We start from the raw sequence: 12,577 nt of genomic DNA on the forward strand, positions 1-12,577 counted from the left end.
GCGATGCGCATCAGCCAGCTCGATCTGATCAAGTACGGCAAGTTCACCGACGAGACGCTGCGTTTCCCGTCGGCCGGCGAGGATTTTCACGTGATCGTCGGGCCGAACGAGGCCGGCAAGTCGACGATCCGCACGGCGGTGTCGGAGCTGCTGTTCGGGATGAAGCTGCAGACGCCGCTCGATTTCCTGCACAGCACACCCGAACTGCGGATCGGCGGCGTGCTCGAGAGTGCCGCCGGCGCGCTCGCGTTCCACCGCGCGCGCGGGCGCAGCTCGTTGCGCACGCCCGCCGACGACAAGCTGCCCGACGACTATCTGGCCGCGATCCTCGATGGCGCGACGCGCGAATTCTTCGAGCAGATGTTCGGGCTCGATCACGGGCGGCTGGTCGACGGCGGCCGGAGCATTCTCGATGCGTCCGACAAGCTCGGCCAGGTGCTGTTCGAATCGGCCGCCGGCGTCGGCAGTCTCGGGCCGGTGCGCGAGGAGCTCGAGGCGCGCTCGGGCGAGCTCTGGGCGCCGCGTCGTAGCGGCAGCGCCTTTGCGCTCGCCGAAACGTCGTTCAACGACGCCGTGACCGAACTGAAGGCGGTCCAGGTGCGCACGCGCGACTGGGCCGATCGCAAGGACGCGCGCGAAGCGGTCGAACAGCAGATCGAGCAGGCGCGCGCGGAACAGCGCCGGCTCGAATCGCTGCGCTCCAAGCTCGAACGCGTGCGGCGGCTGGCGCCGTACCTGAAGGAGCTGACGGTCAAGGACGCGGCGCTGGCCGAGCTGGGCGCGGTCGTCGAGTTGCCGCCGACCGCCTATGCGGATCTGCTGAAGGCGCAAGGCGATCTCGCAGCCGAACAGAAAGTGCTCGAAGAACGGCGCGCCGACCTGGTCGCGAAACGGCAGGCGCGTGAGGCGATCGACGCCGATGCCGACACGCTGGCGCTCGACGCGGATATCGAAGCGCTCGATCGGCTGCGCAGCGCGTGCATGAATCACGCGCAGGATCTGCTGTTGCTCGGTGCCGACGTCGAACGACACCTGTCCGCTGCATGCTCCGCGGCCGCCCAGCTCGGCTGGCCGACGGACGAAGCGTCGCTGCGCGCATCGCTGCCGACGGCGTTGTCGCTGCAGACGGTCGCGAACCTCCTGCGCGAACACGGCGCGCTGCATCAGGCCCGCGTCGGCGCACAAGAGTCGCTCGACGAACGCACACGCGAACTCGGGCAGGCGCAGGAGCAACTGGCGCGCCTGTCGACCGTCGACGTGCCGGAAGCGCTGCGCGCGGCGCTGGCCGATGCGCAAGGTTTTCGCAATAGCAGCCAGCGCGAGCAGGCGCTGGAACGCGAGATCGCCGCCGCCGAGCGCGTGCTGTCCGGTGCGCTCGATGCGCTCGGCCAGTGGCGCATGCCGGTCGAGGCGCTTCGTGCGCTCGATGTGCCGTCGGCGGCGCGGCTCGGCGCGTTGCTCAAGGAGGACGGCGAACGCGCGAGCGCGGCCGCGGCCGCGCGCGATGCGCGGGACGGCGCGCGTGAAGAGCTCGAGCGGCTCGAACTGCAGGAGAAGCATTTCGCGGAGAACCACAAGGTCGTCACGACCGCCGACGTGCTGGCGGCGCGCGCGCGGCGCGACGGCGCATGGGGGGACATCCGCAGCGGCGCCGTCGATCTTGCGACGGGCGCGCCGGCGGTCGACGACGCGATTCGCCTGGCCGACGAACTCGTCGACGTACAGCTCGGCGCCACGCAGGCGGCGGCGACGCTGCAATCGCTGCGTCAGCAGGTCGAATTCGCGCGTGCCGGCGTGACGCGCAGGCAAGCTGCGTCGGACGAGCGTGAGCGCGAGCTGGCTGCGCATCGCGACGCCTGGGCCGCGCTCGCGACGACGGCCGCGGTGCCCGGCATGCCGCTGGCGGCGATGGGCGACTGGCTCGCGAAGCGCGACACGGTGTTCGCCGCGCAGGCCGATCTCGACCGTCAGCGCCGCGAATTCGACACGATCCGCGCTGCGCGGGCCGGCGCCGAAGCCGTGCTGCGTGCGGCGTTGCGCACCGTGTCGCGCGGTGATGACGGGGACGCGCTGGCAGCGCTCGTGGCCATTGCCGAGACTTTCGTCCAGTCGGCCGAGAAAGCGATCGCGCAGAAGGACAGCCTCGAGGATCGTGCACGCGAAGCCGAACGCGGATGCGCGACGGCGCGATCGCGCGCCGGCCACGCGCAGGCGGCCTACGATGCATGGCACGCGCAATGGAACGACGCGCTGGCCGACGCGAAACTTGCCGCGAGCGCGGCGACGCTGGCCGCAGCGGAAGGTGCGCTCGGGCTCGCGAATGCTGTGACGGCCGAACTGGCCGACGCCGATGCGCCGCGCAACCGGATCGCCGCGATCCGCGCGGAGCTGGGCGCGCTCGAGGCCGGTGCGCGGCGGCTGGCCGAGGCGCTGGCCCCGGAATGGCTGATGAGCGGCGACTGGCCGGACGTGGCGCGCCGGCTGACGATGCGGCTTGCGGCCGCCAGGGAAATCGCGCGCTCGATCGAGCGTGCCGACGATGCCGTGCGGCAGGCCGACGGCAAGGTTGCGGATGCAACCGCCGCGGTGGCCGGTGCCGATGCGCGCATCCAGCCGTTGCTTCAACTGGCCGGCGTCACGTCGATCGACGCGGCGCTGCCGCTGGCAGAACGCTCGGATCGCCAGCGCCAGCTTCGGCAGGCGGTCGATGCCGCGCATGACACGCTGGTGCGCGACGGCGACGGCCTGGCGCGATCGGCCGTCGAGGCCGAGGTCGCGGAGCAGGATATAGCCGACGTGCCGGCGCACCTCGAAGCGGTGAAGCAGTCGCTGGGCGACGTCGGCAGGCGGCTGAACGAACTCGCGCAGCAGCAGGTCGTGGCCGACCAGGCGTTCGGCGCGATCGACGGCCAGGCGAATGCGGCCGTCGCCGAGGCGAAGCGGCAGGAAGCGCTGGCGGCGATGGGCGACGCGGCCGAACAGTATCTGGAGGCGGCCACGGCGAGCCGGTTGCTGAAGTGGGCGACGGATCGCTATCGCGACCAGAAGCAGGGGCCGATGCTCCGGCGCGCGGGCGAGATCTTCGCCGTGCTCACGCTGGGTGAATTCGCGAAGCTGACCGTCGATACCGAACGGACGCCGCCCGCGCTGTATGCGCGGCGCACGAAAGGCGCGTCGGTCGAGGTGGCCGGGTTGAGCGAAGGGACGCGCGACCAGTTGTTCCTCGCGCTGCGGATCGCGGCGCTGGAGTTGCAGCTCGGCAGCAGGACCGCGCTGCCGTTCGTGGCCGACGATCTCTTCATCAACTTCGACGACGCGCGCGCGAAGGCGGGGCTCGATGCGCTGCGCGATCTGTCGACGCGAACCCAGGTACTGTTCCTGACGCACCACGATCATTTGTTGCCGCTCGTGCGGGACGTATTCGGCGAGCGGGTCAACGTGGTCGAGCTGCAGCGCGGGCCGGCCGGCGCGTGATGCACGGCGGCGCGCGGGGATGCCGGTACACGGGGAGGGTCATCGCGTACAGGTAGTATGTGCGGTTCCGAAACGCACGCGGCCGGTTTTGCGGTCGCGGGACTGGCCACACGAGGGGGGAACATGAAAAAGCTGGTAGCCGCCATTGCGTTCGCGGCGGACAAGCATCGCAATCAGCGTCGCAAGGATGAAGAGGCGTCGCCGTACATCAATCATCCGATCGCGCTCGCCGACGTGCTGGCCAACGAGGCCGGCGTCGAGGACGAGCGCGTGATCGTCGCGGCCGTGCTGCACGACACGGTCGAGGATACGGAGACGACCGAGCAGGAACTGCTGCGATTGTTCGGCAAGGACGTGGCGGACATCGTGATGGAAGTCACGGACGACAAGTCGTTGCCGAAGGACGAGCGCAAGCGCCTGCAGGTCGAGCATGCGGCGACCATCAGCCGGCGCGCGAAGCTCGTGAAGCTGGCCGACAAGATCTGCAACCTGCGCGACATCGCGCGGCATCCGCCCGCGGACTGGCCGCTCGAGCGCAAGCAGGCGTACTTCGACTGGGCGAAGTCGGTCGTCGATCCGATGCGCGGCGTGCATCCCGGTCTGGAGGCGATCTTCGACGCCGCCTACGACGCGCGACCGGCAGACTGAGGCGCCGGCGTGCGATCGGCCCGATCCGTCGGATCTGCCGCGCGGCAATTGCTTGCCGTGGCGGGTGTCGATGTTGGCGGAGACAGGAAGCAATGCGATCTCGTGATCCTGCGCGGATCGGCGGTCGTCTGCCGCGAAGCGCGGATCGCGCCCGAGGCGTTGCCTGAACTGTGCCTCGCACATGACGTCGTGGCGGTCGGCGTCGACGCACCGAGCCTCTGGTGGGCCGGCGCCGGGCGCCGCGCAGCAGAACAGGCGCTGGCGCGCGAACGGATCTCGTGTTTTCCGACGCCGTCGCGCGAGCAGGCCGTCGCGAGCACGTCGGGCTTCTTCGACTGGATGTTCGTGGGAGAACGCGTCTACCGCGCGCTCGCGGATGCCTATCCGTTGCTGACCGATGCGCGATATGCGGGCGGCCGCGCGAGCTTCGAAACCTATCCTTACGCGATTACCTGCGCGCTGCTGGGCAAGGCGGTTGCGTCTGCGAAGCAGAAGCGCAACCAGCGCCGGCAACTACTGGAGCAACTGGGGATCGACGTATCGACGCTGCGTTCCGTCGATGCGCGAGACGCGACGCTCTGCGCGTTGACAGCGCAATACGTCGTCGACGGGAACGCGCATGCGTATGGCGATGCGGAGGGCGGATATATTCGTGTGCCGATCGTGAGCGAACCGATCGTGCTCGATTCGCCGTAGTTGCAACGCGCGGTCGCGCCCAGCGCAACTCAATCCTCGAGGATGGATTTCGGCACGCCGGACAGATCGCAGGCGTGCGCCTGCTCGAAGTAGCTTTGCGCGTCGTCGATCATCACGACCGCGACGTCGATCAGTTCGTCGAGCCGTTGCAGCAGCGATTCGCGCCACTCGACGTCTTCGTCACGCTCGGGCGTCTTGTCCATCTGCTCGATGATCGAATCGGCCGTCTGCAGGAAAGGGATGGCCTGCTGATAGTTTTCGATCGAGACCATGGCTGCATTGCGAGCGCCGACGAGCCGCTCGCGGTGCTCGTCCGCGAGTTCGGATTCGCCGCTGATCCGCGGCAAGAGGTCCGAGATGCGTTGCAGAAGCGGCGGGACCTGTTCTTCCAGGATGATGGCGCGCTCGCGCAGCGCTGCATATTCGTCGCGAAGATCGGTGTCGCCGGGTTGAGTGGTGCTGTCCATCGTCGATGTGAGTACGTAGTTCGGTCGCGGCATGATACTCGACAGCAGCCACGCTGCTTGTCCGTTCCGCGGCCTGGGCCGGCGAACCCGGAACCCGATTGAGCACGCAATGTCGCGGGTCCTCTACCTTCTATATATAGGATGAAAGAGAGGTTCGTCCTGTATCGATAGCGGGCGGTTCGCGCGGCGCCCCCTCGGCCCACCAAGCCCCAAGCCTCCGTGCGCGGCAGCGCACGGAGGCTTTTTCAAAATATTTTCACAAAGGGGCTTGCGCGGATGGTGCGCGGTGCATAGAATCACGCCTCTTTCGCGCTAACGGAAACGCAGCGCGGAAGAGGGAAGCGAAGTCGGTGGTGCGCAGCAGGTCAGGCGCGCAGCTGGCGCAGGAAGATGGGCCCAGCAGTCGCAACGAAGTAGTTAAAAAGTTGTTGACGAACTGCGAAACACGGTTCATAATCTCGCTTCTCTGCTGCTGAAAACGCGGCGCTGCTGAGAAATCAACGGTTTCTCGCAGAAATGCTCTTTAAAAATTAACAGCCGATAAGTGTGGGCGCTTGATGGAAGCGAGCTGATCTTCGGATCAGAAAGCGAAAGTATCAAGAGTCTCACACTAAAGTAAGTCAGGTTTATGAAGCAATTCATATTCCTGTCAGCTTTGAGTGAGCGACCGGTTCTTAACGGAACCGAAAACAGTAACAGGTTTGAACTGAAGAGTTTGATCCTGGCTCAGATTGAACGCTGGCGGCATGCCTTACACATGCAAGTCGAACGGCAGCACGGGTGCTTGCACCTGGTGGCGAGTGGCGAACGGGTGAGTAATACATCGGAACATGTCCTGTAGTGGGGGATAGCCCGGCGAAAGCCGGATTAATACCGCATACGATCTATGGATGAAAGCGGGGGACCTTCGGGCCTCGCGCTATAGGGTTGGCCGATGGCTGATTAGCTAGTTGGTGGGGTAAAGGCCTACCAAGGCGACGATCAGTAGCTGGTCTGAGAGGACGACCAGCCACACTGGGACTGAGACACGGCCCAGACTCCTACGGGAGGCAGCAGTGGGGAATTTTGGACAATGGGCGAAAGCCTGATCCAGCAATGCCGCGTGTGTGAAGAAGGCCTTCGGGTTGTAAAGCACTTTTGTCCGGAAAGAAATCCTTGGTTCTAATATAGCCGGGGGATGACGGTACCGGAAGAATAAGCACCGGCTAACTACGTGCCAGCAGCCGCGGTAATACGTAGGGTGCGAGCGTTAATCGGAATTACTGGGCGTAAAGCGTGCGCAGGCGGTTTGCTAAGACCGATGTGAAATCCCCGGGCTCAACCTGGGAACTGCATTGGTGACTGGCAGGCTAGAGTATGGCAGAGGGGGGTAGAATTCCACGTGTAGCAGTGAAATGCGTAGAGATGTGGAGGAATACCGATGGCGAAGGCAGCCCCCTGGGCCAATACTGACGCTCATGCACGAAAGCGTGGGGAGCAAACAGGATTAGATACCCTGGTAGTCCACGCCCTAAACGATGTCAACTAGTTGTTGGGGATTCATTTCCTTAGTAACGTAGCTAACGCGTGAAGTTGACCGCCTGGGGAGTACGGTCGCAAGATTAAAACTCAAAGGAATTGACGGGGACCCGCACAAGCGGTGGATGATGTGGATTAATTCGATGCAACGCGAAAAACCTTACCTACCCTTGACATGGTCGGAATCCTGCTGAGAGGTGGGAGTGCTCGAAAGAGAACCGATACACAGGTGCTGCATGGCTGTCGTCAGCTCGTGTCGTGAGATGTTGGGTTAAGTCCCGCAACGAGCGCAACCCTTGTCCTTAGTTGCTACGCAAGAGCACTCTAAGGAGACTGCCGGTGACAAACCGGAGGAAGGTGGGGATGACGTCAAGTCCTCATGGCCCTTATGGGTAGGGCTTCACACGTCATACAATGGTCGGAACAGAGGGTTGCCAACCCGCGAGGGGGAGCTAATCCCAGAAAACCGATCGTAGTCCGGATTGCACTCTGCAACTCGAGTGCATGAAGCTGGAATCGCTAGTAATCGCGGATCAGCATGCCGCGGTGAATACGTTCCCGGGTCTTGTACACACCGCCCGTCACACCATGGGAGTGGGTTTTACCAGAAGTGGCTAGTCTAACCGCAAGGAGGACGGTCACCACGGTAGGATTCATGACTGGGGTGAAGTCGTAACAAGGTAGCCGTATCGGAAGGTGCGGCTGGATCACCTCCTTTCCAGAGCTATCTCGCAAAGTTGAGCGCTCACGCTTATCGGCTGTAAATTAAAGACAGACTCAGGGGTCTGTAGCTCAGTCGGTTAGAGCACCGTCTTGATAAGGCGGGGGTCGTTGGTTCGAATCCAACCAGACCCACCAATGTCTTGTCTGGCGGTAGTACCTGAGGAATCTGTACTCATGGGGGCATAGCTCAGCTGGGAGAGCACCTGCTTTGCAAGCAGGGGGTCGTCGGTTCGATCCCGTCTGCCTCCACCAATCTTCAATGGGAAGCGTTTGGATCACACGAAAGTGACGTGTGAGACGAGCATTTGCCATTGGCGATTGAGCCAGTCAGAGTGATATGAGTAACACCATATCGGCTGTCGTTCTTTAACAATCTGGAAGAAGTAAGTAATTTGGATAGCGGAAGCGTCTTGAGATGGACGTGGAAGTTATCCGGGTTGTGATTGTATCGATGTATCTCAAGATGATTCGAACTCTATGTTTGACTCAATTGGAATACGGCACAACGCGAAAACTCAACCTGTAACGACTGTCGGAGAGACAGACTCGTTATAGGGTCAAGCGAACAAGTGCATGTGGTGGATGCCTTGGCGATCACAGGCGATGAAGGACGCGGTAGCCTGCGAAAAGCTACGGGGAGCTGGCAAACGAGCTTTGATCCGTAGATGTCCGAATGGGGAAACCCACTCCTTTTGGAGTATCCATGGCTGAATACATAGGCCATGCGAAGCGAACGCGGTGAACTGAAACATCTAAGTAACCGCAGGAAAAGAAATCAACCGAGATTCCCAAAGTAGTGGCGAGCGAAATGGGATGAGCCTTGCACTCTTTATTTGTATTGTTAGCCGAACGCTCTGGAAAGTGCGGCCATAGCGGGTGATAGCCCCGTAGGCGAAAACAGTATGAAAGAACTAGGTGTGCGACAAGTAGGGCGGGACACGTGAAATCCTGTCTGAAGATGGGGGGACCATCCTCCAAGGCTAAATACTCGTGATCGACCGATAGTGAACCAGTACCGTGAGGGAAAGGCGAAAAGAACCCCGGGAGGGGAGTGAAATAGATCCTGAAACCGCATGCATACAAACAGTCGGAGCCTCGTAAGGGGTGACGGCGTACCTTTTGTATAATGGGTCAGCGACTTACGTTCAGTAGCAAGCTTAACCGTATAGGGCAGGCGTAGCGAAAGCGAGTCCGAATAGGGCGTTCAGTTGCTGGGCGTAGACCCGAAACCAAGTGATCTATCCATGGCCAGGATGAAGGTGCGGTAACACGTACTGGAGGTCCGAACCCACTAACGTTGAAAAGTTAGGGGATGAGCTGTGGATAGGGGTGAAAGGCTAAACAAACTTGGAAATAGCTGGTTCTCTCCGAAAACTATTTAGGTAGTGCCTCGTGTCTCACCTTCGGGGTAGAGCACTGTCATGGTTGGGGGGTCTATTGCAGATTACCCCGCCATAGCAAACTCCGAATACCGAAGAGTGCAATCACGGGAGACAGACATCGGGTGCTAACGTCCGGTGTCAAGAGGGAAACAACCCAGACCGCCAGCTAAGGTCCCCAAATATAGCTAAGTGGGAAACGAAGTGGGAAGGCTAAAACAGTCAGGAGGTTGGCTTAGAAGCAGCCACCCTTTAAAGAAAGCGTAATAGCTCACTGATCGAGTCGTCCTGCGCGGAAGATGTAACGGGGCTAAGCTATATACCGAAGCTGCGGATGCGAGCTATGCTCGCATGGTAGGAGAGCGTTCTGTAAGCCTGCGAAGGTGTCTCGGAAGGGATGCTGGAGGTATCAGAAGTGCGAATGCTGACATGAGTAGCGATAAAGGGGGTGAAAGGCCCCCTCGCCGTAAGCCCAAGGTTTCCTACGCAACGTTCATCGGCGTAGGGTGAGTCGGCCCCTAAGGCGAGGCAGAAATGCGTAGCTGATGGGAAGCAGGTCAATATTCCTGCACCATTGTTAGATGCGATGGGGGGACGGATCGCGGAAGGTTGTCCGGGTGTTGGAAGTCCCGGTCGCTGCATTGGAGAAGGCGCTTAGGCAAATCCGGGCGCAGGATTCAAGGGTGTGGCGCGAGCTCCTTAGGGAGCGAAGCAATTGGAAGTGGTTCCAAGAAAAGCCTCTAAGCTTCAGTCTAACGATGACCGTACCGCAAACCGACACAGGTGGGCGAGATGAGTATTCTAAGGCGCTTGAGAGAACTCGGGAGAAGGAACTCGGCAAATTGGTACCGTAACTTCGGGATAAGGTACGCCCTTGTAGCTTGATGCCCCTGCGGGCAAAGGGTGAAGGGGTTGCAATAAACTGGTGGCTGCGACTGTTTAATAAAAACACAGCACTCTGCAAACACGAAAGTGGACGTATAGGGTGTGACGCCTGCCCGGTGCCGGAAGATTAAATGATGGGGTGCAAGCTCTTGATTGAAGTCCCGGTAAACGGCGGCCGTAACTATAACGGTCCTAAGGTAGCGAAATTCCTTGTCGGGTAAGTTCCGACCTGCACGAATGGCGTAACGATGGCCACACTGTCTCCTCCCGAGACTCAGCGAAGTTGAAGTGTTTGTGATGATGCAATCTACCCGCGGCTAGACGGAAAGACCCCATGAACCTTTACTGTAGCTTTGCATTGGACTTTGAACCGATCTGTGTAGGATAGGTGGGAGGCTATGAAACCGGAACGCTAGTTTCGGTGGAGCCGTCCTTGAAATACCACCCTGGTTTGTTTGAGGTTCTAACCTTGGCCCGTGATCCGGGTCGGGGACAGTGCATGGTAGGCAGTTTGACTGGGGCGGTCTCCTCCCAAAGCGTAACGGAGGAGTACGAAGGTACGCTAGGTACGGTCGGAAATCGTGCTGATAGTGCAATGGCATAAGCGTGCTTAACTGCGAGACCGACAAGTCGAGCAGGTGCGAAAGCAGGTCATAGTGATCCGGTGGTTCTGTATGGAAGGGCCATCGCTCAACGGATAAAAGGTACTCTGGGGATAACAGGCTGATACCGCCCAAGAGTTCATATCGACGGCGGTGTTTGGCACCTCGATGTCGGCTCATCTCATCCTGGGGCTGTAGCCGGTCCCAAGGGTATGGCTGTTCGCCATTTAAAGAGGTACGTGAGCTGGGTTTAAAACGTCGTGAGACAGTTTGGTCCCTATCTGCCGTGGGCGTTGGATATTTGAAGGGGGCTGCTCCTAGTACGAGAGGACCGGAGTGGACGAACCTCTGGTGTACCGGTTGTCACGCCAGTGGCATCGCCGGGTAGCTATGTTCGGAAGAGATAACCGCTGAAAGCATCTAAGCGGGAAACTCGCCTTAAGATGAGATATCCCTGGGGACTAGATCCCCTTGAAGGGTCGTTCGAGACCAGGACGTTGATAGGTCAGGTGTGTAAGCGCAGTAATGCGTTCAGCTAACTGATACTAATTGCCCGTAAGGCTTGATCCTATAACAAGTCTGTTTTACAGACAGCGGTTGAATGACCGCGATGTGCTGATACGCACAACCTCAAAAATTACTGCTTCTTCCCGATTGGTTGCGTTGCGAAGCAACGTGACAACCCTCTTTGCCTGATGACCATAGCGAGTCGGTCCCACCCCTTCCCATCCCGAACAGGACCGTGAAACGACTCTACGCCGATGATAGTGCGGATTCCCGTGTGAAAGTAGGTAATCGTCAGGCTCCCTAAGCCAGAAACCCCCGCCCGACCAGGCGGGGGTTTTTGCATTTCGGTGATGGAAATGTGTGCGCGAGAGGAGGGATAGCTTGGCCCGAGCTGGCCGCAGCGCGCCTCGAAACGTACCCGACGGGCCGGGGTTGACCTGCCCCCTTCGATAGGGCCACGGAGCTTCTAGTAAAGTCCTGTTCAAACATGCTCCTGCAAGACAGGAGCGCCTACTGGTGCCGGATGCTTCGCCGCGAATTCGGCCGGCGACTGGTAGTTCAATGCGCTGTGCGGCCGTGCCTCGTTGTAGTCCCGGCGCCATGCCGACACCACGGCCCGGGCGTGGGCGAGCGTCGTGAACCAGTGCTCGTTCAGACACTCGTCACGAAACTTGCCATTGAACGACTCGATGTACGCATTCTGCGTCGGCTTGCCCGCCTGAATCAATTTCAACGTCACGCCGTTGGCGTAGGCCCACTGGTCCAGCGCGCGGCTCGTGAATTCGGGTCCCTGGTCCGTGCGCAACGCTTTCGGGTAGCCCCTGAAGCGCGCCACCCGGTCCAGCACGCGCGTCACATACCGACCCGAGATGCCGTGGTCCACCACGATCTCGACCGCTTCCTTGGTGAAGTCGTCGACAATGGTCAGGCACTTCAGGCGACGCCCGTTGGACAATGCGTCCATCACGAAATCGAGGGACCACACCTCGTTCGGCGTACTCGGCAAAGCCAGCTGCTCGCGCTCGACCATCACGCCGTGGCGCCGTCGCCGGCGCCGCACGGCCAGTCCGGCCTCGCGATACAGCCGGTGCACGCGCTTGTGGTTTACGTGCCTTCCTTCGCGCGCCAGCAGCGCGTGTAGCCGCCGATAGCCGAAACGCCGCCTCTGGTGCCCCAGCTCGATGAGGCGCGCCTTGAGCGCCTCATTCTCGTGGTCCGGCTGCGCTTCATAATGCAGCACGCTGCGCGAAAGCCCGACAAGCCGGCAGGCACGGCGCTCGGAGACATTGACCTTCTGCCGAATCGCCGCGACCGCCTCGCGCCTGGCCTGCGGGCTCAGGGCTTTCCCTTCACGACCACCTTCAGGGCTTCCATATCGAGCATCGCCTCGGCCAGCAGCTTCTTCAGCCTCGCGTTCTCGGCTTCCAGCTCCTTGAGCCGACGGGCTTCCGACACCTCCATGCCGCCGAACTTCGCGCGCCACGTGTAGAACGAGGCGTCACTGAACCCATGCTTCCTGCACAGCTCCTTCACCGGCAGGCCCGCCTCCGCTTCCTTCAGGAAGCCGATGATCTGTTCTTCCGAAAAGCGCTTCTTCATGTCCGTCTTCCTCTCCGAAAACGGACTTTACTAGATTCCGACTGGCCCGGTTTACGGGGAGCAGGTCAGGGTCCCGCCA

The 12,577-nt window shown here is 61.1% G+C and carries 5 protein-coding genes, 2 tRNA genes and 3 rRNA genes; 8 read left to right on the forward strand and 2 right to left on the reverse strand.

Annotated features, from left to right (window positions below; all coding sequences use genetic code 11):
- Positions 1 to 3: 3 nt before the first annotated feature.
- The 3 genes from BBJ41_RS34710 to BBJ41_RS34720 all read left to right on the forward strand — a co-directional run bounded on the left by BBJ41_RS34710 (position 4) and on the right by BBJ41_RS34720 (position 4,818).
- A complete protein-coding gene (locus BBJ41_RS34710; RefSeq protein WP_069750844.1) occupies positions 4 to 3,474 on the forward strand; it encodes an ATP-binding protein in 3,471 nt (1,156 codons plus the stop codon).
- 123 nt (positions 3,475 to 3,597) lie between these two features.
- Positions 3,598 to 4,122, forward strand: coding sequence for an HD domain-containing protein (locus tag BBJ41_RS34715; protein WP_047904598.1), 525 nt, complete (start codon positions 3,598 to 3,600; stop codon positions 4,120 to 4,122).
- Between the two features lie 9 nt (positions 4,123 to 4,131).
- Positions 4,132 to 4,818 carry a DUF429 domain-containing protein gene (locus BBJ41_RS34720; protein WP_069750845.1) on the forward strand — a complete coding sequence of 229 codons (687 nt, stop codon included), beginning with the start codon at positions 4,132 to 4,134 and terminating at the stop codon, positions 4,816 to 4,818.
- A 29-nt stretch (positions 4,819 to 4,847) separates the two neighbouring features.
- On the opposite strand, the gene BBJ41_RS34725 is transcribed toward BBJ41_RS34720, so the two are convergent.
- Positions 4,848 to 5,318: an ATPase gene (locus tag BBJ41_RS34725; protein ID WP_069750846.1), complete on the reverse strand. Its 471-nt coding sequence runs from the start codon at positions 5,316 to 5,318 to the stop codon at positions 4,848 to 4,850.
- A gap of 670 nt (positions 5,319 to 5,988) precedes the next feature.
- On the opposite strand from BBJ41_RS34725, the gene BBJ41_RS34730 reads away from it, so the two are divergent.
- The 5 genes from BBJ41_RS34730 to rrf all read left to right on the forward strand — a co-directional run bounded on the left by BBJ41_RS34730 (position 5,989) and on the right by rrf (position 11,196).
- Positions 5,989 to 7,521 (forward strand): 16S ribosomal RNA (locus tag BBJ41_RS34730).
- A 63-nt stretch (positions 7,522 to 7,584) separates the two neighbouring features.
- Positions 7,585 to 7,661, forward strand: a tRNA-Ile gene (locus BBJ41_RS34735).
- Between the two features lie 41 nt (positions 7,662 to 7,702).
- A tRNA-Ala gene (locus BBJ41_RS34740) sits at positions 7,703 to 7,778 on the forward strand.
- A gap of 303 nt (positions 7,779 to 8,081) precedes the next feature.
- Positions 8,082 to 10,962 (forward strand): 23S ribosomal RNA (locus BBJ41_RS34745).
- Positions 10,963 to 11,083: 121 nt separating this feature from the next.
- Positions 11,084 to 11,196 (forward strand): 5S ribosomal RNA (gene rrf / locus BBJ41_RS34750).
- The 16S, 23S and 5S rRNA genes sit together here with 2 tRNA genes alongside, the layout of an rRNA operon.
- A gap of 184 nt (positions 11,197 to 11,380) precedes the next feature.
- Here the strand turns inward: rrf and BBJ41_RS34755 are convergent.
- Positions 11,381 to 12,498 (reverse strand): IS3 family transposase gene (locus BBJ41_RS34755; RefSeq protein ID WP_370512851.1). Its coding sequence is split into 2 segments (ribosomal slippage): positions 11,381 to 12,240 and positions 12,240 to 12,498, totalling 1,119 coding nucleotides; the frame shifts between segments, so codons are not numbered across the junction.
- Positions 12,499 to 12,577 lie beyond the last annotated feature (79 nt).

Source organism: Burkholderia stabilis (assembly GCF_001742165.1).
Lineage (GTDB): Bacteria > Pseudomonadota > Gammaproteobacteria > Burkholderiales > Burkholderiaceae > Burkholderia > Burkholderia stabilis.

Excerpts from the sequence above, each read along its gene's own strand:
- BBJ41_RS34710 (WP_069750844.1), top strand. The coding sequence starts at position 4 with ATGCGCATCAGCCAGCTCGATCTGATCAAGTACGGCAAGTTCACCGAC.
- BBJ41_RS34715 (WP_047904598.1), top strand. The coding sequence starts at position 3,598 with ATGAAAAAGCTGGTAGCCGCCATTGCGTTCGCGGCGGACAAGCATCGC.
- BBJ41_RS34725 (WP_069750846.1), bottom strand. The coding sequence starts at position 5,318 with ATGCCGCGACCGAACTACGTACTCACATCGACGATGGACAGCACCACT.